Origin of the sequence: Pseudomonas sp. FeS53a (assembly GCF_000931385.1) — a bacterium.
In the GTDB taxonomy this organism is placed as follows: domain Bacteria; phylum Pseudomonadota; class Gammaproteobacteria; order Pseudomonadales; family Pseudomonadaceae; genus Metapseudomonas; species Metapseudomonas otitidis.
On record NZ_JYFT01000081.1, the window covers coordinates 1 to 21,835 of the forward strand.

General features: G+C 69.2%; 20 protein-coding genes and 1 pseudogene. 9 read left to right on the forward strand and 12 right to left on the reverse strand.

Going from position 1 to position 21,835, the window contains the following annotated elements; genetic code table 11:
• The 3 genes from SZ55_RS25770 to SZ55_RS25780 form a co-directional block, all read left to right on the forward strand.
• Window positions 1–865: lipase secretion chaperone (locus SZ55_RS25770; RefSeq protein ID WP_044413792.1), on the forward strand; the 865-nt coding region annotated here is incomplete at its 5' end.
• A gap of 307 nt (window positions 866–1,172) precedes the next feature.
• Window positions 1,173–2,105, forward strand: a complete 933-nt coding sequence (locus SZ55_RS25775; protein WP_044413795.1) for a lipase family alpha/beta hydrolase — start codon at window positions 1,173–1,175, stop codon at window positions 2,103–2,105.
• Between the two features lie 46 nt (window positions 2,106–2,151).
• Window positions 2,152–3,186, forward strand: coding sequence for a lipase secretion chaperone (locus SZ55_RS25780; RefSeq protein WP_044413848.1), 1,035 nt, complete (start codon window positions 2,152–2,154; stop codon window positions 3,184–3,186).
• Between the two features lie 70 nt (window positions 3,187–3,256).
• On the opposite strand, the gene SZ55_RS25785 is transcribed toward SZ55_RS25780, so the two are convergent.
• Both SZ55_RS25785 and SZ55_RS25790 read right to left on the reverse strand, forming a co-directional pair.
• Window positions 3,257–3,691, reverse strand: a complete 435-nt coding sequence (locus SZ55_RS25785; protein ID WP_044413799.1) for a DoxX family protein — start codon at window positions 3,689–3,691, stop codon at window positions 3,257–3,259.
• A 112-nt stretch (window positions 3,692–3,803) separates the two neighbouring features.
• Window positions 3,804–5,219 (reverse strand): transglycosylase SLT domain-containing protein, encoded by a 1,416-nt coding sequence (locus tag SZ55_RS25790; protein ID WP_044413802.1) that lies wholly within the window; start codon window positions 5,217–5,219, stop codon window positions 3,804–3,806.
• A gap of 240 nt (window positions 5,220–5,459) precedes the next feature.
• Here SZ55_RS25790 and SZ55_RS25795 point away from each other — a divergent pair, with 240 nt between their 5' ends.
• From SZ55_RS25795 to SZ55_RS25815, 5 genes are all read left to right on the forward strand, one after another.
• The gene (locus tag SZ55_RS25795) at window positions 5,460–6,266 is read left to right on the forward strand and encodes a TatD family hydrolase (protein ID WP_044413805.1); all 807 of its coding nucleotides are present in this window, start codon (window positions 5,460–5,462) and stop codon (window positions 6,264–6,266) included.
• 108 nt (window positions 6,267–6,374) lie between these two features.
• A complete protein-coding gene (locus SZ55_RS25800) occupies window positions 6,375–7,856 on the forward strand; it encodes a methyl-accepting chemotaxis protein (protein WP_044413808.1) in 1,482 nt (493 codons plus the stop codon).
• 88 nt (window positions 7,857–7,944) lie between these two features.
• Complete coding sequence (locus SZ55_RS25805; RefSeq protein WP_044413811.1) at window positions 7,945–8,301, forward strand: Mpo1-like protein; 357 nt, start codon at window positions 7,945–7,947, stop codon at window positions 8,299–8,301.
• A gap of 95 nt (window positions 8,302–8,396) precedes the next feature.
• Window positions 8,397–8,900 (forward strand): molybdopterin-dependent oxidoreductase, encoded by a 504-nt coding sequence (locus tag SZ55_RS25810; RefSeq protein WP_052807673.1) that lies wholly within the window; start codon window positions 8,397–8,399, stop codon window positions 8,898–8,900.
• A 3-nt stretch (window positions 8,901–8,903) separates the two neighbouring features.
• Window positions 8,904–10,478 carry a GGDEF domain-containing protein gene (locus SZ55_RS25815; protein ID WP_044413814.1) on the forward strand — a complete coding sequence of 525 codons (1,575 nt, stop codon included), beginning with the start codon at window positions 8,904–8,906 and terminating at the stop codon, window positions 10,476–10,478.
• Window position 10,479: 1 nt separating this feature from the next.
• Here SZ55_RS25815 and SZ55_RS25820 read toward each other — a convergent pair whose 3' ends face one another.
• The 10 genes and pseudogenes from SZ55_RS25820 to SZ55_RS25860 form a co-directional block, all read right to left on the reverse strand.
• The gene (locus tag SZ55_RS25820; RefSeq protein WP_044413817.1) at window positions 10,480–11,277 is read right to left on the reverse strand and encodes an acyl-CoA thioesterase; all 798 of its coding nucleotides are present in this window, start codon (window positions 11,275–11,277) and stop codon (window positions 10,480–10,482) included.
• Window positions 11,278–11,395: 118 nt separating this feature from the next.
• The gene (locus SZ55_RS25825; RefSeq protein WP_044413820.1) at window positions 11,396–12,157 is read right to left on the reverse strand and encodes a CHAD domain-containing protein; all 762 of its coding nucleotides are present in this window, start codon (window positions 12,155–12,157) and stop codon (window positions 11,396–11,398) included.
• A 41-nt stretch (window positions 12,158–12,198) separates the two neighbouring features.
• Window positions 12,199–14,193, reverse strand: a complete 1,995-nt coding sequence (locus tag SZ55_RS25830) for a transglutaminase TgpA family protein (protein ID WP_044413823.1) — start codon at window positions 14,191–14,193, stop codon at window positions 12,199–12,201.
• Window positions 14,190–15,149: a DUF58 domain-containing protein gene (locus SZ55_RS25835; RefSeq protein WP_044413826.1), complete on the reverse strand. Its 960-nt coding sequence runs from the start codon at window positions 15,147–15,149 to the stop codon at window positions 14,190–14,192. The genes SZ55_RS25830 and SZ55_RS25835 overlap by 4 nt, the downstream gene beginning before the upstream one ends.
• Window positions 15,149–16,066, reverse strand: a complete 918-nt coding sequence (locus tag SZ55_RS25840) for an AAA family ATPase (protein ID WP_044413830.1) — start codon at window positions 16,064–16,066, stop codon at window positions 15,149–15,151. The genes SZ55_RS25835 and SZ55_RS25840 overlap by 1 nt, the downstream gene beginning before the upstream one ends.
• Window positions 16,067–16,189: 123 nt before the next feature.
• Entirely contained in the window at window positions 16,190–17,062 is an 873-nt protein-coding gene (locus tag SZ55_RS29220) for a methyl-accepting chemotaxis protein (protein ID WP_442963715.1), read from the reverse strand.
• Window positions 17,048–18,169, reverse strand: a pseudogene (locus SZ55_RS29225) (HAMP domain-containing protein); the annotation flags it as partial. The pseudogene SZ55_RS29225 and the gene SZ55_RS29220, both read right to left, overlap by 15 nt.
• A gap of 235 nt (window positions 18,170–18,404) precedes the next feature.
• Window positions 18,405–19,013, reverse strand: a complete 609-nt coding sequence (locus SZ55_RS25850) for a flavin reductase family protein (protein WP_044413836.1) — start codon at window positions 19,011–19,013, stop codon at window positions 18,405–18,407.
• A 69-nt stretch (window positions 19,014–19,082) separates the two neighbouring features.
• On the reverse strand, window positions 19,083–20,507 hold the full coding sequence (locus SZ55_RS25855) for an MFS transporter (RefSeq protein ID WP_044413839.1): 1,425 nt from the start codon (window positions 20,505–20,507) through the stop codon (window positions 19,083–19,085).
• A 164-nt stretch (window positions 20,508–20,671) separates the two neighbouring features.
• Window positions 20,672–20,950 (reverse strand): hypothetical protein, encoded by a 279-nt coding sequence (locus SZ55_RS25860; protein WP_044413842.1) that lies wholly within the window; start codon window positions 20,948–20,950, stop codon window positions 20,672–20,674.
• 163 nt (window positions 20,951–21,113) lie between these two features.
• On the opposite strand from SZ55_RS25860, the gene SZ55_RS25865 reads away from it, so the two are divergent.
• On the forward strand, window positions 21,114–21,835 hold a 722-nt coding region (locus SZ55_RS25865), incomplete at its 3' end, for a patatin-like phospholipase family protein (protein ID WP_044413845.1).

Sequence of the window (21,835 nt, forward strand, 5' to 3'; positions counted from 1 at the left end):
CTCCCTACCCCCGAAGGTTGCTGCCCTGCCACCCTCCTTCGCCGGTACCACGGTGGATGGCCGCCTGCAGGTGGACGCCGCCGGCAACCTGGTGATCGAAGAAGGCGTGCGCCGGCTCTTCGACTACTTCCTAGCCGCCATGGGCGAGGAGCCCCTGCCCACCACCGTGCAGCGCCTGCGCGACTACATCGGCAGCCAGCTGCAGGAACCCGCCCGCCAGCAGGCGCTCGCCCTGCTGGACCAATACCTGGACTACAAGCGCCAGCTGGCCGAACTGGAGCGCGACCTGCCCCGCCAGGCCGACCTCGCCGCCCTGCGCCAGCGGGAAGATGCCGTCGCCGCCCTGCGCGCGCGCCTTTTCAGCCAGGAGGCCCACCGCGCGTTCTTCGCCCAGGAAGAGGCGTACAACCGCTTCACCCTCGATCGCCTCGCCATCAGGCATGACCCCAGCCTCGACGACGACGCCAAGGCCCAGGCCGTGGACCGCCTGCGGCAGTCCCTGCCCGAGGAGTTGCAGGATGCCGTCCTGCCCCAGCTTCAGGCCGAACTGCGGGTGGAAACCAGTCGCCTGCAGGCCGAGGGCGCCACCCCGGCGGACATCCGCCGCATGCGCCAGCAATTGGTAGGCGCCGAAGCCACCCAGCGTCTGGAGGAGCTGGACGGCCGTCGGCAAGGCTGGAACCGCCGCATCGCCGCCTTCCAGGAAGAGAAAACCCGCATCGAAGCCAATGCCGGCCTCAGCGAGGCCGACAAGCACCAGGCCATCCAGCGCCTGGCCGAAGAGCGTTTCGACGAACGCGAGCGCCTGCGCCTGAACGCCGCCATGGAGCTGGCCAGCCGGCGAACCGACAAACCCGCCCCCTAGCAACCGCCTGCCCGCACCCGACGCGGGCAGGGGTGCCGCCACACGCTGCTCGCCCTCCGCTTTCAGAGAGGCCGCAGCCTCCAGTCCTCAGAAACAACCTACAAAGCGCGTTAAGCGTGTCAGCCAACTCGACACGGTAAGCGCGTGCATACTCCTGCCGCCTCGGGCGACTGGGCCGTCACGGCCCGACAAACGCCCACTCCAGCTTTCACGAAGAGCCCCAACTGCCCTGAGCGTTCCACGGACGAGACGCCACCTTGCGGGAAGCGCCGCGTCCCCATCCATCAACCGCAAGAGCAAGCACTTCATGACGAAACGCAAACTTTTCCTGGCCCTCGGCCTCGGCGCCGGCCTGCTCGCCTCCGCCCAGTCCTTCGCCGCCACCGGCTACACCCAGACCCGGTACCCCATCGTCCTGGCCCACGGCATGTTCGGCTTCGACCGCATCCTCGGGATCGACTACTGGTACGGCATCCCCTCCGAGCTGAGACGCCACGGCGCCACCGTCTACGTCGCCGAGGTCAGCCAGCTGAACTCCACCGAGGCCCGCGGCGAGGAACTGCTGGAGCAGGTGGAAGACATCGTCGCCATCAGCGGCAAGCCCAAGGTCAACCTCATCGGCCACAGCCACGGCGGCCCGACCGCGCGCTACGTCGCCGGCATCCGACCCAACCTGGTGGCCTCGGTGACCTCCGTCGGCAGCCCCCACAAAGGCTCCGCCACCGCCGATTTCCTGCGCAAGATCCCACGGGACTCCGCCGGCGAAGCCTTCCTCGCCAACATCGCCAACGCCATCGGCAAGGTGATCAACGTCATTTCCGGCAGCTCCAGCAAACTGCCCCAGGATGTGCTGGCCGGCCTGGAATCCCTGACGCCCGTCGGCTCGGCCAAGTTCAACGCCCGCTTCCCCGAGGGCGTCCCCACCACCGTCTGCGGCGAAGGCGCCTACGCTGCCCGGGGTGTGCGCTACTACTCCTGGAGCGGCGTCCGCACCCTCACCAACCCCCTCGATATCAGCGACCCCCTGCTGCTCATCACCTCGCTGCCGTTCAAGGGCCAGCAGAACGACGGGCTGGTCGGCCGCTGCAGCTCCCACCTGGGCAGGGTCGTGCGTGACGACTACCGCATGAACCACCTGGACGAGGTCAACCACCTGTTCGGCCTGGTCAGCCTGTTCGAGACGCCGCCTGTAAGCGTCTACCGCCAGCACGCCAACCGCCTGAAGAACGAAGGGCTGTAACCCCATGGGCGGAGCCTCCGGGCTCCGTCCCTCATCCGAGGTCACCGTGAAAAAGCGCCTTCTCTCCATCCCGCTGCTGTTCGCCGGCGGCCTTGCCGTGTTCCTTCACCAGGGCGCCGAGCAGGCCGAACCGGGCACCGGCAGCCCACTCCCGACCATCACCCCGCAAGCGGCCGAACCCACCGAATCTCCCGAACCTGCGCTCACCGGCCCACCGCCGCTGCCGACAGCCATCGCCCCCCTCCCGCCCTCCTTCGCCGGGACGGAAGTCGATGGCCGTCTGCGAGTGGATGCAGCCGGCAACCTGGTGATCGAGGAAGACATACGCCTGCTGTTCGACTACTTCCTCGCCGCCATGGGTGAAGAGCCCCTGGCCACCACCGTGCAGCGGCTGCGCGACTACGTCGCCAGCCAGCTGCAGGAGCCCGCCCGGCAGCAGGCCCTGGCACTGCTGGAGCAGTACCTGGACTACAAGCGGCAACTGATCGAACTGGAACGCGACCTGCCCCAGCAGACCGACCTCGCGGCCCTGCGCCAGCGGGAGGACGCCGTGGCCGCCCTGCGCGCACGGATCTTCAGCCCGGAAGCCCACCAGGCGTTCTTCGCCCGCGAAGAGGCGTACAACCGCTTCACCCTCGAGCGCCTGGCCATCCGCCACGACGCCAGCCTCGACGACGACGCCAAGGCGGCCGCCGTGGATCGGCTGCGCCAGGCATTGCCCGAGGAGCTGCACGATGCGCTCCTGCCGCAACTGCAGGTGGAACTGCGTACCGCCACCAGCCGCCTGCAGGCCGAAGGGGCCAGCCCCGCGGAGATCCGCCGCCTGCGCCAGCAACTGGTAGGCGCCGAGGCCACCCAGCGCCTGGAGGAACTGGACGGCCGCCGGCAGGGCTGGAATCGCCGTATCGCCGCCTTCCAGGAAGAGAAACTGCGCATCGAAGCCAACGCAGGCCTGAGCGAGGCAGACCGGCGTCAGGCCATCCAGCGCCTGGCGGAGGAGCGCTTCGACGAACGCGAGCGCCTGCGCCTGAATGCCGCCCTGGAACTGGCCAGCCGTCGCGCCGAGCAGGCCGCCCCATAAGCCGCCCATGAAAAAACCCGAGGCAGTGACTGCCTCGGGTTTGCGTGTGGGGCTTGCCGCGAACGCCGGGTTATTGCGCCAGCTTGCGATCCAGGGAGTAGCGCCCGGCCCCTTCGACCAGCAGGGTCGCGGCGATCAGACCAAGGATCATCGCGTACTCGAAGCCACCGTCGGTGATGAAGAAGCCGCTGGCCCAGTGCACGCTGAAGGTCGCCACCACCATCGCCACGATCAGCGACAGCGCCGCCGGACGCACCAGCAGGCCGATCACCAGGGCCAGGCCGCCGAAGAACTCGGCGCTGCCCGCCATCAGGGCCATCAGGTAGCCCGGGGTCAGGCCGATGCTCTCCATCCACTGGCCGGTGCCGGCCAGGCCGTAGCCGCCGAACAGGCCGAAGAGCTTCTGCGAGCCGTGGGCCATGAAGGTCAGGCCGGTGACGACGCGAAGCAGGGTGATGCCGATGCCGGCATTGGTGGAGAAGAGGCGCTTGAGGGTGTTCGACATGGTGGCTGTTCCTTTCGTTGTGAAGCGTTGTGGGTTCAGGTGGACGCCATCCTATCCAAATTTATCGATATTAAAATCGCAAAAAACCCGTAATCGCTATCGATAAAATCGATTATTTTCGCCCTCGACTGGCCACGCGGACTTGCCCCTCCAGGTCGTCCCGCTCCCGGGCGTAAGCCAGGTAGTACTTGTTGACCGCGCTGACATAACTCACCACGCCCATGCCCAGTTGCTCGGCGGCGACGCGCTCGACCTGGAAGAACCACTGGTTGGGATTGAGCCCCCGCCGACGAGCCTCGGCGCGCAGGCTCTGGACCCGCTGCGGGCCCACGTTGTAGGCCGCCAGTACGAAGGCCATGCGCTCACGCTCGTTGAGCTGGGCGCTGTTGAAGAAGCCCTTGCGCAGCTTCGCCATGTAGCGGGCCGAGGCCTGCACATTCTTGTCCAGCGCATGGATGTCACCCACCCCCACCGAACGTGCCGCAGCCGGGGTGATCTGCATCAGCCCGGTCGCCCCGCTGGCGCCCCGCGCACCGGGGTTGAGGCTGGACTCCTTGAAGGCCACCGCCGCCAGGTTCAACCAGTCCAGTGCATGCTCGTCGGCGAAGCGCTGCAGCACCGGGCGGACCTTCTCAAGCCGCTGGCGATCAGCCCGGGCCAGCGGGTAGCGCACCTTGTAGAGGCGCCGGTAGACGCGCTGGAAGGTGGCGTCCTGGTCCGCCGGCGTCTTGTAGGTCGCCAGGAAGCGGTCGATGCTGGCCCGCAGCATCGGCGCATCGCGGCGCACATACCAGGTCATGTCGCGCTGGTTGTCCAGCACCAGGTGGCGGTCGATGCGCAGCTTGGGCAGCACCTTGGCCCAGCGCTCGGCAATGGGCTGCTCCACCACCGTCATCGAATAGATGCCGGCCTGCACCATCTCCAGCACGTCTTCCACCGCCAGGCTCGGGTCCACCCACTCGATGGCGATGGGGGCCAGGTGGCGCTGGGCGAGCTGCCGGTTCACCTTGCGTACTGCCTCCGCCGCGCCGCTGCCGGCGGGCAGGGTCACCACCCGCCCGGCCAGTTGCTCCAGGCGCTGGAAACGCCGGTCACCGGTGCGCGCCACCAGCACCAGCGGCACGTGCTCACGCACCGGCGCACTGGCGCTGACGTCCGAAGTGGCACGGGGATCGAGGAGTTCACCGGGCGCGACCAGATCGCCCTCACCGCGCAGCAATGCGGCGGCGAGCTGGTCCTTGGGGCGGGGAATGATGCGCACTTCGAGCGGGCGCCCATCACGGTTGAGAAACTGTTCGAAGGCACGGATGCGGTGGTACTCGACGCCGATGGCCTGGCCCTTCACCTCGCCAGAGCTGTTGCGGCTCTGGTTGACCAGCACCTTGAGCACCCCGGTCCGGCGGATCTGCGCCAGGTCGCGGGCCTCGCTCGGCTGCTGCCAGTTCTCCGGCGGGCCGGCCAGGCGCGCCGCCGCCGGGAACGGCAGCAGGGCCAGCAGGCACACGAGCAGCGGCAGGATTCGCGTCATCTGATCTCCGGACCCGTACGGCCCGCACCATGCGAACCCGAGCGACTGAGAACGCCATGCCACAGGGGAGTTCCCTGGGCGCCAGCGAGGGGGCGCGGAGAGTGTCACAGCCCGCCGTGCATTGCCAGCCACCGGCGGTCGCCCTGCCGACGAACCCGCATAACCCCACGTAAATATTGGCTTTTTCGACTGATCGGGCGCTTGCTATCCTGCCCCGCTCGCATCAGAGAGGTAGGAAAGATGCAACTCATCGACATCGGCGTCAATCTGACCCACCCGAGCTTCGCCCCCGAGTGCGAAGCCCTTCTGGAGCGCGCCATCGCCGCCGGCGTGGTGCAGATGGTGCTCACCGGCACCAGCGAGAAGGAAAGCGAAGCCGCTCTGGCACTGGCCCGCCGACTCGATCCCGAGCGGCAACGGCTGTTCAGCACCGCCGGGGTCCACCCCCACGATGCCAGCCATTGGAACGCCGATACCGCTCGTCGCCTGAAGGCCTTGCTGAGCGAGCCGGACGTACGCGCCGTGGGCGAATGCGGCCTGGACTTCAACCGCGACTTCTCCCCCCGCCCACTGCAGGAGAAGGCCCTCGAAGAACAGCTGGCACTGGCCGTGGAGCTGGGCAAGCCGGTGTTCCTCCACGAGCGCGAGGCGAGCGAGCGCCTGCTGGCGATCCTCCGCCCCTTCCGCGACCAATTGCCCGCCGCCGTGGTGCACTGCTTCACCGGCGAGCAGCGCACGCTGTACGCCTACCTGGACCTCGACCTGCACATCGGCATCACCGGCTGGATCTGCGATGAGCGCCGTGGCACCCACCTGCACCCGCTGGTGCGGGACATTCCCGCCGGTCGGTTGATGCTGGAAAGTGATGCGCCCTACCTAATGCCTCGCAGTTTGCGGCCGAAACCCAAGCATGGGCGCAATGAGCCGGCCTTCCTCACGGAAGTCCTGCGGGAGGTCGCGCTGCACCGGGGCGAGTCTCAGGAACAGCTCGCCTCACACAGCACGGCATGCGCTCGTCAGTTCTTTGGGCTGCCAGATATCGCCTAACCTCTTCGTGCGAAAGTGCGAATTGATAAGGATCAAGTTTCGCGTCAGAGTGCTGCGAAACAATGCTGGCACCTTGCCAACAGCCATACCGAGAAGAAGAACGATCCCATGGGCAAATGGATTCGCGACCTGTCACTGAAGTACAAGTTCTGGGCCGTCAACGCGGTGGCATTCGCCACCACCCTGCTCCTGGTGCTGCATGCCATTTCCCTGGAGCAGGATGCCCGCCAGCAGGCTGCCCGCGAGGCGGCGCAATCCAGGGCGCAGCTGCTCAAGGCCTGGCCGAGCGGCCAGGCCCTGCCCGGCGGCGGGGACGTGGTGGTCTTCGCCAGCGGCAGCAGCCCCGATGTGCGCGATGTCGATGGCTCGGCGCTGGCCCGTGCCAATGGCTGGGTCGACCTCCCCCATGACAACCTCTTCGGCAGCGACCCGGTCATCGGCGCCCAGGTGCAGGACGCCGGCCAGGGCCAGCGCGTGGCCGTGCTGGTCCGAGGGCCGAGCTTCATCGAGGTGTTCGCTGATCGCACCCTCAACTACGCCGTCACCGTGTTCCTGCTGATGATCGTGCTGCTGGCGTCCTCGCAGCTGCTGATCCGCTTCCTGCTCAGCCACCTCAACACCCTCAAGGACGTGATGCTCCACGTGGAGAAGAGCGGCGACCTCTCCGCCCGCGTTCCGCTGGACAGCCGCGACGAAGTGGGCCAGATGGCCAGCGCCTTCAACGCCATGCAGTCGGGCTTCCAGCGCGTGGTGGGCACCGTCGCCCAGGTCACCGCCCGCCTCGACGAAGGTGCCGCCCGCCTCGCCGGCAGCATGGGCGAGGTCCGCCAGGGCATGCTCGGGCAACAGAGTGAGACCGACCAGGCCGCCACCGCCATCAACGAGATGTCCGCCACCGTCCACCACATCGCCCAGCACGCCGCCGACACCCGCGACCAGTCGCGCACCGCCGACCAGTTGGCCGGCAATGGCCAGCAGGTGGTCAGCCGCGTGGGTGAGTCCATCGCCGGGCTGTCCAGCGGCGTGCAGCAGACCGCCGAGATGATCGGCCGCCTCGCCGAGGACAGCCAGAAGATCAGCAGCGTGGTCAGCGTCATCCACGGCATCGCCGAGCAGACCAACCTGCTGGCGCTCAACGCCGCCATCGAAGCCGCCCGCGCCGGGGAAATGGGCCGTGGCTTCGCCGTGGTGGCCGACGAGGTGCGCAACCTCGCCCGCCGCGTGCAGGACTCCACCGACGAGATCACCTCCATGATCAACGCCCTGCAGTCCGGCACCCGGGACGCCGTGGAGTTCATGCAGGAGAGCTCCTACAAGGCCGACAGCTGCGTGCAGCAGGCCCACGAAGCCGGCGAAGCCCTGGCCGCCATCGCCGGAGCCGTGGCGCAGATGCGTGAGAGCAACACCCAGATCGCCGTCGCCGCCGAGCAGCAGAGCCAGGTGGCCGAGGAAATGACCCGCGCCGTGGTGCGCATCCGCGACGTCACCGAACTCACCGTCGGCCAGACCGTCGGCTCCGCCGCCACCAGCAACGAGCTGGCCGAACTGGCCAGCGAGCTGTCCCGCGCCATCCGCCAGCTCAAGCTGTAGCCGCTTCTATCCCACCCATAGAGAAGACCCATTCGCCGGCCCCCTCGGGGCCGGCCTAGACTGCCCGCCAATCCCGGAGGATTCGCACATGGGCAAACGTCATCCCGATCTTCACCGCTGGCAGTGGCGCACCTACGCCAGGAACCACCGCAACCCCACCAACCTCGTGCTGCACCTGATCGCCGTGCCGCTGTTCATCGTCTCGGTGCTGGTGATCCTCACCGGCCTGTTCGACCTCGCCTGGCTGCCCCTGGCGCTGGGGATCATCGGCGTGCTGGCCTCCCTTGCCCTGCAAGGCCACGGCCACCGCCTGGAGCACGAAGCGCCGGAGCCCTTCGAGGGCCGCCGCGATGCGGTGGGACGCATCCTGATGGAGCAGTTCGTGACCTTCCCGCGCTTCCTCTTCAGCGGCGGCTGGTGGCGCAACTGGCGGAACCGTTCCTGAACGGACATCAAAGCGCCATCACGTTTCGTCGGATTCCCTCAAGCCTGCCGGCATGCTGACGATATGCTGGCACCACGAGGCCCGAGGACAGTCGCATGCCGTTAAAGCGACGTTTTTTTGTCACCATTTTCCTGACGCTACTGGCCTGTTCCTGGGTCCGGGCAGATGAGGCCGCCTACCCGCTGGACCTGCCCGCCCTGAGGGTGCACAGCCCTGGGCAACCCGTCCGCACCTTCACCCTGCGCACCCTGCTGAGCATGCCCGCCACCACCGTCACGGCCCGTGGCCCGGCAGATGATCGCGTCTCCGAGTGGCGCGGCGTACCCCTGGCCTACCTGCTGCGCCAGCTGCACGTGAGCCCACCGGCCAATGCCCAGCTGCGCATGCGCGCACTGAACGACTACTCGGTGATCATCCCGGCCAGCGACATCAGCCGCTATTCCCCGGTCATCGCCTACCAGCGCGACGGCCAACCGATGCCGGTGGAATCCCTCGGGCCACTGTTCCTCATGTACCCGTTCGACCAGCACCACGAACTGCGGACCCAGAAGTACTACAACCGCGCCATCTGGCAACTCAGCGAGATCTTCATCGAGTAAGCCATGCCCGAGCGCCTGCCCGACAACGCCGCCTACATCGCCCGCCAGCGGATGGTCATGTTCGTCCTGCTGGCGCTGCTGGCCGGCATGGCCGTGGTGGTGGCCGGCTGCCTGTGGATGGTGATCCGCGAGGCCCGGCAACTGGGCCACCCGACCTCCCATGGCGAGCTGTGGCAGGCCTACCAGATCCGCAACGCCATGGGCCGCCTCGTCGAGGAGGCCCGCAGCCTGGAAAGCGGGGGCAGCAGCCCCTCGGCCTTCACCGTGCGCCTGGGCGTGCTGCGCAGCCTGACCCGCGACCTCTCCGACCACCCGATGTTCGCCCACCTGCCCCAGCCTCGCCCGGACGTCAACGGCACCCTGCGCCAGGTCGAGCAATTGAGCATCCGCTGGCAGCAGCGCGCCAGCTGGGAGGACCGCGACACGGCCAGGCAGCTTGCCGGCGAGGTGATCCATGAACTGCCACCCCTGCAGCTCGCCATGCACGAAGTGATGGTGGCCGCCAACATCTCCCTGGCCAACGAGCTGGACGGCGAGCGCCAGCACCTCTACCGCTACTTCCACAACCTGGCCTGGGCCCTCTGCGGCCTGCTCGGTGGCGGCTCGCTGCTGATGCTGCAACTGGTGCGCAACTACCGGCGCGAACGACGCCTGGCCGAGCGCCTGGGCGAGCTGAACCAGAGCCTGGAGGCGCGGGTGGACGCTCGCACCCGCGAGCTGCGCCAGGGCCGCGAGCTGCTGCGGGACATCCTCGAAGCCAGCCCCAGCGACGTGGCCCTCATCGGCACCCTCTCCGGCAAGGTCCACTTCGTCACCCAGCGCCTGCTGAGGCGCCACGCCTGGGCGCGGGCGCGCCGGGTCGCCCTCGAGCAACTGTTCACCGACCCCGAGGAAGCCCAGCGGTTTCGCGCCACACTGGAATCCCGTGGCGAGCTGGATGACTGGGAAGCCCGGCTGGGCCGCCAGCAACCCTACTGGGGCGTCATCTCCGGGCGCCTGGTAGAAGTCGACGGCGAGCCGGCCTACCTGGTCTGGAGCTACGACATCACCCCACGCAAGCGGCTCGAACAGGAGTTGCTGACCCTGGCCACCACCGACGCCCTCACCGGCCTGGGCAATCGCCGCGCCTTCATGCAGCGCGCCGGTGACCTGCTGCGCCAGCAGGACCGTTTCGGCCACCCCTGCTGCCTGCTGATGATGGACCTGGACCACTTCAAGGCCGTCAACGACCAGCACGGCCACAGTGCCGGTGACGAAGCGCTGCAGGCGGCGGCACGGGCGATGACCGCCACCCTGCGGGAAGTGGATGTGCTGGGTCGGCTGGGCGGCGAGGAGTTCGCCGCACTGTTGCCGGAAGCCACCCTGGACGCGGCCCGGCAGGTGGCCGAACGCCTGCGTGGCGAGATCGAGGGCCAGTGCATGGAACTGCCCGACGGCCAGGCGCTGCACCTGACCGTCAGCCTGGGCCTGGCCCAGTTGCACCCCGGTGAAAGCCTGGAAAGCCTGCTGGGGCGTGCCGACAAGGCCCTCTACGCCGCCAAGCTCGCCGGCCGCAACCGCGTCGAGCTGGCGGTCTGACTCAGCCGAATACCGCCACCGTCTGCCGGCTCAGCGCCACCAGCTCGCCCGCCGGGGTCCAGAGCCGCGCGGAGATGTGGCCGTAGCCATCCCGGGCGTGGTCGATCTCGGCGCGGTACAGGCACCAGTCCAGGGTGCTCAGGGCCGGCGCCGGCTGCACGAACTCGATGGTCCAGGTCAGCGAACTGCCCGGCACCGGCGAGCGCAGGTGCGGCAGCACCGCCGGCGGCCAGGCGTCCACCAGGGCCAGCAGCAGCGCCTCGTCCACCGGGGCTTCCTCCACCTCCCCACGCAGCCTCACCCAGCCGCCCATCTCACGGCTGGGGTTGTTGGTGAACGGCATGCCACCGATGCCCCATCGCATCGCCAGGTAACGGGTGAACTCGGGGGTCACGCCGCGCAGGTAGGGCAGCTCCTGGCAGGCATCGGGGGCCTTGATCACGGGGGCCGGTTCGCCCTCCACGGCAATTGCCGAATCCCGCGCAGCGCCGAAGCTGCCCTGCACCACCGCCACGGTCTGCTCGCCCTGGCGCACCCGGCAGAACATCTGGCTCACCGCCTTGCCCTCGCGCAGCACCTCAGCCTCGAAGCGGGCCGGCACCTCGGCCTCCATCGGGCCGACGAAGGTGATCGCCAGGGAACGCACCGGCCGGCCCGGTTGGGCCTTGTCGCGCATGGCGCCATAGGCCAGCGCCGCCACCAGGCCGCCGAAGCTCGCACGGCCCTGGGCCCAGCGAGCGGGCACGGTCACGTCCAGCGGGTCCTTCCGGACCGCCTGCATCAATTCGAAGAAGGTCATCGGGATCTCATCCACGGCTCTAGGATGGGGCGATGGTAGGGGAAGCCCCCGCCCCCCGGAAGCCGAACTTCAAGCGAGTCCCGACAACCCGGAGGGGATAAACGCCAGCGGCGGTACCTCAGCCCAGGCGTGCCTGCAACTTCTCCAGCACGCGGTCGGCCCGCAGCTCGGCGGCATGCAGGGCGGTGCTCCAGGCGCGGGTGCGCGGGGCCAGGTCCGGCTCACGCTCGGCAGTGGCCAGCCACTGCAGGCGGTCGTGCCATTTGCCCAGGGCATCCTGGGCCCCCTTGAGCAGGCGCCGGGTACGCTCCGGCACCTCCACCACCCCGGGGTAGGCATCGGCGCCATAGCGCGCGCGCTTGATGAGCAGGCGCAGGGCGTGGCGGTCATGGGCAGGATCGGCCAGGGCCTGCTCCAGGCGGGCCCAGTCCTTCAGCAGGCGCTTGCGGATGCGCTTGCGTGGCTGCTCCAGCAAGCCTTCCCGAGCCGACAGGCGCAGCAGCTGCGGCCAGGCGTCGAGCACCTGGAACAGCCGCTCCAGCGCCGGGGCCTGGAGCACCTCGCGGCAGCCTTGGCGCAGGCGCAGGCGGCGGGGCTCGGCCAGGCGCTCGTGGTGGTGGCGGGCCAGCTCGGCGATCAGCACCTCCAGGTCGCGCAACGGTGTGGTGATCCGCCCCAGTTCCCGGGCCGCCTCGATCAGCACATCGGCCACCGGCAGCCCACGCAACGGCCGCAGCAGGCTGCGCAGGCGCCGCAGGTTGATGCGCAGGTCGTGCAGGGCCTCGTCGTCGGTGCTGGCCTCCAGGCGGGCACGGGCGGAGATGAGCTGGATTTCGAGTTTCAGGACCTGGGCGATCAGGTCGTCGAGCATGGCGGACATGGCAGGTGTTCCTTCGGCGGAGCGCCCCGGCGAGACCCGGGTCAGCGCTCCTGTCGAGTCAGGCGCCAGGGCAGGGCCCGGCGCAGGTTGTTCAGCGTGCGCCGCAGGTCGGCCGGCGCTTCAGGGGCGCCAGCATAGCGCAGCGCCTCATAGCGGCGGGCGAATTCCTCGATCAGCCGCGCCTGCTGCGGCAGGGCCTGGGCGGCACGGGCGGCGAAATCACGCGGGCCCTCGGCGGCACCGCGCACCAACCCATGGCGGGCCAGCACACGCTCGAAGGCCTGGTGCAGGCGCACCTGCGGGTCCCGCTCGCGGCGCCAGGGCTTGAACATCCACAGCGCCACCACAGCCACCAGGAAGGCCGCCGTGCCCACCAGCAGGAGGGCGAAGGTGCGCGCGTCCAGCTGGCCGAACCAGCGTTGCAGCACCTGGGCCTGGGTCTCGCCCTGGTAGCCCAGCACCCAGCGCTGCCAACCGTAGTTCACCCGGTCCCAGGCCAGGCGCAGCTGGTTGATCCAGCCGATGTCGCGATAACGCAGGGGGGAGAAGGGCGAGTCCTGCAGGAAGCTCTGCTCCTGGGCCACGGCCTGCTCCAGGCCGTTCTCGATGCGCTCCGGCGCCACCTGGAAGGTGGGGTCGACACGGGTCCAGCCGGCGGCGGCCGTCCAGTACTCGACCCAGGCATGGGCGTCGAACTGGTGTACCAGCACGTAGTTGCCGGCGGGGTTGATCTCGCCCCCCTGGTAGCCGGCCACCACCCGCGCGGGAATGCCGGCAGCACGCAGGACGAAGGTCATGGCGCCGGCGTAGTGGGCGCAGAAGCCCCGTCGGGTGTCGAACAGGAAGGCATCCACCGTGTCCCGCTCGGCCAGCGGCGGGCGCAGGGTATAGACGAACGGTTCCTGATTGAAATGCCGCAGCAGCGCCTGCACCAGGGCATCCGGCTCGGCGTAGCGGGCGCTCAACTGCTCGGCCCAGGCCCGCGCGCGCGGATCGCCTTCGCGGGGCAGTTGCAGGTTGCGCCGGCGCACCGCGTCCGCCAGTTGCGGGTCGCGCACCGCCTGGGGCCAGGAGGTGACGCTGTAGAGCAGCGAGCGCTCCACCGGCAGGCGCCGCTGGAGGTGGAAGTCGACCATCTGGCGGGTGTCTTCGACGCGGGTCTCGGCCACATCCAGGCCGAACAGCCAGGGCTTTCCGCTGGGCTCCATCACCACGCTGTAGTTGAGTGCGGGGCCCTGCTTCGCCCATTGCGCCGGTCCCTGCACCTGGCTCGCCGGGGACTGGGACCAGCGCCGACCGTCGAAGCGCTCCAGGGTGAGTGCCCGCCAGTAGAGCTCACGCCGGGGTGGCGGGTCGCCCTCGAAGCTGGCGCGGAAGGCCAGCGCGCCGGACTGGCTCAGCTCGGCGATGTCGCCGGGCGCCATGTCGTCGGAAAGCCCCGTCACGCCCTTGTCGCTGGGCAACGGCAAGGACCACAGCGGCCCCATGCGCGGGAAGAACAGGAACAGCACCAGCATCAGCGGCAGCGCCTGCAGCAACAGGGTGCCGGCCAGCTTCAGGGTAGCGGTCGGGCGCTGGGCGAAACCGCTCTGCTGCAGGCCGATCAGCGCCGCCAGCAAGGCCGTCACCGGCAGCAGGCTGTAGAGCCCGGCGAGCATGCCGTCGTCGAACAGGTACGCCACCACCACGGTGAAGAAGCCGAGGAAGATCAGCACCAGCGCATCACGCCGGGTGCGCATCTCCACCAGCTTGAGGATGAAGGCCGCCACCAGCAGCACCGCACCGGCATCCAGGCCGATCAGGCTGCCCCGGGACAGCACCACGCCGGCAGCCGCCACCAGCATCATCAGGATCTTCGCCAGGCCATTGGGGTAGCGCGCGCGCATGCGGAAGATCTGCACCCGCCAGGCCGCGCAGACCACCCAGAGGCCGATGATCCACACCGGCAGGTGCACCAGGTGCGGGACGATCACCAGCACCTGGGCCACCAGCAGCCAGGTCAGGGCGATGCGCGGGATCGGCTGTTCCACGCTCATGGCGCCACCCCGTAGAGCGCCAGGGCCCGCAGGCAGGCGTGGCGGTGGGGCTCGCCGACATCGGCCGGCAGCTCCAGGCCACCCAGGCGCAGGCCGAAGGGCTGGCCGCGCTCGGTGAAGGTCAGCACCCAGTGGCAGAGCAGCGAAAGGCGGCTCTCCAGGTCGCCGTCCAGCCCGGCAAGGTCGAGCCACAGGTCCGCCCCGGAGAGGGCGGCGAAGTCCTTGATGAACAGCCCCTGCCCCCGGGAATAAGCCTTCCAGTGCAGGCGCCGGCGGGAGTCCCCCGGCTGGTAGGGCCGCAGGCCCTGGAAGTCGTCGGCACCGCGCCCGTCCACGCGCACGCCCTCCTCCTCCGCATCGGCGCGCCCGCCAGCGGCCAGCGGCAGGTCACCGGGCAAGGGGCGCGGGTACACCAGCGCGGCCTGGTCGAGGTCGACCCAGCTCCAGGCTACCAGCAGGCCGAGGGGAAAGCGGCTCTCCACCCGCAGGCGACCGGGACGCAGCCAGCCACGCTGGAGCGCCGGCTGGTTCAGCTCGCAATCGGTGGCCCCGCTGGCCGACACGTCCTGCAGTTGCAGCGGCTCGGGCGGCCAGCCCAGGGCGATGGCCTCGTGGGGATGGCGGCGGCTCTCCAGGCGCACCTTGAAGCGCGCCTGCTCGCCGGCGAACACCGGCGGTGCGCCGGCCGCCCGCAACACCAGCCCGGAGAGGTTCCGGTAGGTATGGAGGATGGCGAGGATGAACACCGAGGCCAGCAGAAAGGTCAGGCCGTACGCCAGGCTGTTCTGGTAATTGATGGCCGCCAGCAGCATCAGCACCAGGGCACCGCCGAAAGCCGCGCCGGTGCGGGTAGGGATGATGAAGATGCGCTTCTGGTCCAGGCGCAGTTCGTGGGCCGGAGGAATGCGCCGGGCCAGCCAGCGGTCCCAGCGCGGCCGCAGGATGCCGCCGGCCATCAGAGCGCCGGGACTTCGCGCAGCAGCCACTGCACCAGCGTGCCGCCGCCGTGGCCGGTGGGGTCGGCGCGCTCGCGCAGGCGGTGCCCGGCCACCGAGGGCAGCACGGCCTGCACGTCCTCGGGGATCACGTAGTCACGCCCCGCCAGCAGCGCCCAGGCCCGCGCCGCGCCCAGCAGCGCCAGGCTGCCCCGTGGCGAAAGGCCCAAAGCGAACTGCGGGTGGGTGCGGGTGGCTTCCACCAGGCGCAGCACGTAGTCCACCAGGGCATCGCTGGCGCGCACCCGGGGCACCTCGTCCTGCAGCGCGGCCAGGGCCGCATGGTCCAGCACTGCCTCCAGCCGTGGCAGCAGGTCGCGCCGGGCCTCGCCCAGCAGCAGCGCCTTCTCCGCCGCGCGGGCCGGGTAGCCGAGGGACAGGCGCATGAGGAAGCGGTCCAGCTGGGATTCCGGCAAGGCGAAGGTGCCGCCCTGGCTCACCGGGTTCTGGGTGGCGATGACGAAAAAGGGATCAGGCAGCGGCCGGGTGGCACCCTCGATGGTCACCTGCCCCTCCTCCATGGCTTCCAGCAGGGCGCTCTGGCTCTTGGGGGTGGCGCGGTTGATCTCGTCGGCCAGCACCAGCTCGGCGAACACCGGCCCGGGGTGGAAGACGAACTGGCCGGTGTCCTTATCGAACACCGAGGTGCCGAGGATGTCGCCGGGCAGCAGGTCGGACGTGAACTGGATGCGCTGGAAGCTGAGCCCCAGCACCTTGGCCAGGGTGTGGCTGAGGGTGGTCTTGCCCATGCCGGGCAGGTCTTCGATCAGCAGGTGTCCCCGCGCCAGCAGGCAGGTGAGGGCCAGGCGGACCTGCACCTCCTTGCCCAGCAGGACCTGGTTGATGGCGTCGAGGCAGGCATCCAGTCGGGTTCGCATATCAGGCTCCATGAACGATCGGCCGATGCTAGCCGCGCCCGGCGCGCTGGCAAAGCGACTTGCAAGATTTGCTCATGAAAGCCCGGGCCGACAGGCCGCGCGATCACGGAAACGTCGGCCCGGTCACAACCTGAAGTGCGCAGCCATCGCCTGCAGGTCCCGCCCCAGAGCGGCCAGGCGGGTGCTGGAGGTGGCGGTTTCCTCCATCGCCTCGGCGGACTGGTCGGCGATGTCGCGGATGCTGGTGACGCTGCGGTTGATCTCTTCGGCCACCGCCGTCTGCTGCTCGGCGGCGGCGGCGATCTGCTGGTTCATCTGGTGCAGGGTGGATACGGCCTCGGCAATGCCGTTGAGCGCCGCCTCGGTCTGGCCGGCGTCCTCCACGGTCTTCTGCACCAGGCTCTCGCTCTGGTGCATGGTCTCCACCGAGCGGCGCACGCCTTCGCGCAGGGTGCCGATCAGCCGCTCGATCTCGGCGGTGGACTGCTGGGTACGCCGCGCCAGGGCCCGCACCTCGTCAGCCACCACGGCGAAGCCGCGGCCCTGCTCGCCGGCCCGCGCCGCCTCGATGGCAGCGTTGAGCGCCAGCAGGTTGGTCTGCTCGGCCACGCTCTTGATCACGTCCAGCACCGCGCCGATGCTCTGCGCCTCCTGGCTGAGCTGCTCGATGCTCTGGGTGGTGACCTCCATCGCCCTGGCCAACTGGTCGATGCGCCCCCGGCTCTGGCGTACCACTTCGTTGCCGCTGGCCACGCGGGTGTCGGCGCTGTGGGTGGAGGCCGCAGCGGCCTCGGCGTTGCGTGCCACTTCGTGCACGGTGGCGGTCATCTGGCTCATGGCGGTGGCGACCTGATCGGTCTCCTGCTTCTGCCCATTGACCCCGACGCGTGTCTGCTCGGTGACGGTGGACAGCGCCTGGGCCGAGTTGGAAATCTGCTGCACCCCGCCCTGCAGCTGGCCGACCATGTTCCGCAGGTTGGCCGACATGGCGCGCATGGCCTCCAGCAGCTGGCCCACCTCGTCGCTGCGGCCCACCTCGATGTCGCCGCTGAGGTCTCCGGCGGAGATCTGCTGCGCCACCTCGATCACCCGCTTGAGCGGCCGCACGATCAGCAGCGCGATGAGCATCGCCGCCGCCAGGCCGATTAGCAGCGCCAGCGCGCTGCCGCCGATGATCAGCAGCGAGCTGCCACGCTGCTGGTCCTGCATGGCCTGCTCCTGGTGGTCACGTGCCTTGTCCACGGCCGCGACCATGGCCTCAGCCCCGGCGGTCAGGCCCTGGAACTCGCGCTTCTGCTGCTGCAGGTTCTCGGTGTACTCGCGCAGGCGTTCGTTGAAGGAGTCGATGTTGCCGATCACCTCGGTGAGGACGGCGGCGTAGCCCGGGTCCTGCATGCGGTCGCGCAGCTCGCCGGCGAGCTTCTGGGCGTCCAGCGCTTCCTGGATCTGGGTATCGGCGGCCTCCCCGGTGCTGCGGCTCTGCTCCAGGCGCGTACGGGCCTGGTTCAGCGCCAACAGCAGGGACTGGTAGATGCGGCTGATCTCGCCGCCCTGCGCCACCATGTCCGCGCCCTCTGCCCCCTGGGAGCTTTTCAGCAGGTCGATGCCGTCCTCGTTGAGGCCCGACTGCAGCACATCGAGGCTGTTAGAGGCGCTGACCACCAGCCAGTTGGCCGCCTCCAGCGCCAGGCGCATGTTGTCGGAAAGCTCCACATAGCGGTCGAAGGCCGCGCGGTAGCCGCCCACCGCCCCGGCCACTTCGTCCAGGGACTGGCGGCTGGCGGCATCCACCTCGCCCTTCAGGGCCTCGTTGTGTTCGAGCAGGGTCTGGGTCGCCTGGCGCAGGGCCTCGGCGCGCTTGGCATCGCCGGTCAGGGCGTAGTCCTTCTCCACCAGGCGCATGCGTTGCACCTCGCCGCCCAGGGCGTCCATGCGCTCCAGCAGCGCCGCCCCGGCCGCCACGTTGCGCAGCGCCAGGTAGCCGGTGGCTGCCACCACTGCCGTGAGCGCCAGCACCACGCCGAAGCCGAGTGCCAGCTTGGCCGCCGTGCCCAGGCTGGCGATACCCCGTTGGACAACCGATGCCATGCTGCTTCCCTCCATGCCGGTAACCGGGTCGACGCGCTCGCCACCCCGGACAACAGCGCGAACTTAGGAGCGCGCCCCTGCTGGCGACAAGCCATGACCGCGCCAATCCCACGCTAGCTGGTTTTTTTGGATATGCAGAGGTCGCTTTCAGACCATTCGGCGGCAGGTCGTCAAAGTCGCGGCGTCAGAAGCCGGTCGAGATCGCACAGGCGTGTGCGAAAGGCCCCGCAATGGTGCGGGGCCGGGCGGGTCAGGTGGGGCGCACCATGTTGAAGATGTCGCGGGTGCGCACATAGGCGCTGCCGCCCAGGCGGCCTACCAGGTCCAGCGCCTGGGTATCGACGCGCCCCTGCTCGGTGAGCACCGCGTCATCGATATGGGCCAGCAGCACCTCGGCGAAGATCAGGTGGCAGTTGGGGTTATCGCGGGGGAACGGCTGCGCCTCCAGCAGGCGGCACTCGAAGGCGACCGGCGCGCCCTTGACCCGGGGCGGCGCCACCCGCAGCGACGGCTCGTGCTCGATGCCGCAGCTTTCGAACTCGCTCACCGTGTACGCCAGCGGTGCAGCGGTGGCGTTCATCGCCTCGGCGAAGGCGAACGGCACCAGGTGGATCACCAGCTCGCCGGTTTCCTGCACGTTGCGCAGGGTGTCCTTGAGGCTGCCGTCATCGCGGCTGCCGACGTTGACCATCAGCGTCGGCGGGTCGTCGCTGATCACCTGGAAGAAGCTGAACGGCGCCAGGTTGGCGACACCACTGGCCGACAGGCTGGAGACCCAGGCGATGGGGCGCGGGGTCACGGTGGAGGCCAGCCAGCGGTAGGCCTCCAGAGGCGTGAGGGTGGAGAAGTCGAGTTGCATCAGGTGCTCCGGCAACGGCAAAGGCGAGGCCGGATTATGCCCCGCCCTCGCCTGCCCGACGCAACCGTCTCAGCGCTCTGCCACGCGCCTTACCAGCCAGGCGGCCAGGGCCGGCGCAAGGATGAAGCCGCTGAACAGCCAGATCGCCGCCGACCGCGCACCGGCCTCGCCGCCGGGTTCGATCAGGCCGGCCGCGTTGGCCACCAGCCCCGCCACCGCCGCGCCGATGGCCATGCCGTAGAGCTGCACGGTGGTGATGGCGGTGGACGCGGCGTCTTCCTCGCCCTTGGGAGCCAGGGCCATCACCCGGGTGAGCAGGTGCGGCCAGCCCATGCCGACCCCCGCCCCCACTGCCGCCAACGCCAGCGCAGCGAGCAGCGTCCGCAACATGGCGTTCCAGTCACTGCCCAGGGGCAGCACCACCGCCAACGCCGCCAGGCCCGCCACGCAGAACAGCGGCCCAGTGCGCAGCAGGCCATTGGCCTGGCGCCCCTCGCGCCCCGAGGAGGTCAGCGAGCCGATGCTCCAGCCGGCCGCCATCGCCGCCGTCAGGTAGCCCGCCAGCAGCGGCGTCTGGCCGTGCAGCACCTGCAGGAAGTACGGCACGAAGATCTCGGTGGTGGTGCCCACCAGCAACAGCGCAACGCAGGCGTAGGCCGCCCCCAGGGGCGCGCCCAGGGATGCACTGCCGCTGGGCAACAGACACACCCGCGCCTGGCGATCCACCCGCAGGGCCAGGGCACCCAGCGCCAGCCCCAGGACCACTCCGGCCCCCTGCCAGGCCAGGTGCCCGGCGCGACTGGCCGTAGCCACCGCCAGCACCGAGGCGGCGAGCAGTACGATCTGCAGCACCGGCACCCGGGGCGGTGCCCCAGTGCCACGCTCACGCGGGCCGAGCTGCAGCGTCACCAGCACAGCCTGGGCCGCCGCCACCGGCAGCAGCGACCAGAACGCCCAGCGCCAGTGCCCGGCCTCGGCGAACAGCCCGCCCACCGCCGGCCCGCACAGCGTCGCCACGCCCCACATGCCTGACACCAGCGCCACCGCGCGGGGCCACAACGGCGGTTCGAACACCACGCGGATCAGCGCATAACTCAGGGCCGCCAACAGGCCCCCACCCAACCCCTGGACCGCACGAGCCGCCAGCATCCACGGCATCGACAGTGCCGTGGCGCAACCCATGGTGCCCAGGCTGAACAAGGCCAGCGCCGCCAGGCAGGCGCCTCGCGGCCCGCTGCCCGCCAGCACCCGCACCGACAGTGCCGCGCCGATGATGGACGCCACCACGAACAGGGTCGTGTTCCAGGCGTACCAGTCCAGCCCGCCGATCTCACGCACCACCGACGGCAGCACGGTGGTGACGATATGAACGTTGATCGCGTGCAGCGCCACGCTGCCGGTCAGTGCAACGGCCAGCAGGCCGTTGCGCCCGCTGAAAAGATCGCCCCAGGAAGCGGTGGAAGGGGTTCCTGGGGAAGAAGTGGCAGTCGTCATCAGGCGTCTCTCCATGGCCTTTATCCAAGTAACGGCTTGGATATTAGAAATCGCCCGACAAATTAAACAAGAAATTTCTTTGATAAAGCCGATAGGCGCTGCCTATGGCCTTCTCGCGGCCACAAAAAAGCCGGGGCAAGCCCCGGCTCGTTCACCCAAGGGTTTCAGCGGCCCGCGCGGGACTCGCGGATGTAGAAGCGCGCCTTCTCGGCCTTCGCCGTGCAGCCCTGGAACCCCTCGAACTGCTGCTGGGTCTTGGCCGCCGTCAGCAGGCTCAGGGCCTTGGAATAACTCACGGTGCCGGCGAAGCCCTCGGCCTTGGCCAGGTCGAGCTCACGCCAGGCGGCATCCAGTTGGCTGCCGCAGCTCTCGCGGTACGCCGTCTTGCCAGCGCACCCCACGAGGGCAAGGGCAACGAGGGACAGGCTGATCCAGGCTTTCATGGTTTTCCTCCTCGGCTGCATGGGAAATGGCCATCAGTCTACTCAGACTGGCCGCTCCGCCAAAAGATTCCACGGGGTCACGCAATGCTCGGTCGCCGCTTGGCTGCCCTAGGACTCGACAGGTATTGTCTGGCGCATTCTGAAAGAAACGGATGACAGCAGCATGAGCAAACGCGTCGCACTGGTGCTCGGATCGGGCGGTGCCCGGGGCTATGCCCACATCGGGGTGATCCAGGAACTGGAGGCGCGGGGCTACGAGATCGCCTGCGTCGCCGGCTGCTCCATGGGCGCCGTGGTGGGCGGCATCTACGCCGCCGGCAAGCTCGACGAATACCGCGAGTGGACCGAGAGCCTCGACTACCTCGACGTCCTGCGCCTGCTGGATGTCAGCTTCCGCCTGGGGGCCATCCGCGGGGAAAAGGTGTTCGGCCGCATCCGCGAGATCGTCGGCGAGATCGACATCGAGCAGTTGCCCATCCCCTTCACCGCCGTCGCCACCGACCTCACCAACCAGCAGGAAATCTGGTTCCAGGAAGGCTGCCTGCACCAGGCCATGCGCGCCTCGGCGGCCATCCCCAGCCTCTTCACCCCGGTGATGCAGGGCTCGCGGATGCTGGTGGACGGCGGCCTGCTCAACCCGCTGCCGATCGTCCCGGTGGTCTCCAGCCATTGCGACCTGATCATCGCGGTCAACCTCAACGCCACCAACCAGAAGCAGTACCAGCTCCCGGTGATCGAGCGCTCCCCCGCCCTCAAGGGGCGCCTGGACCAGCTCATCAGCTCCCTGGGCGATCGCCTGCCCTTCCGCCGTCGCAGCGACGAGGAGGAACCCGACGCCATCGCCACCCTCCCCGCCCTGCCCGACCCGTGGACCGACGACAGCGC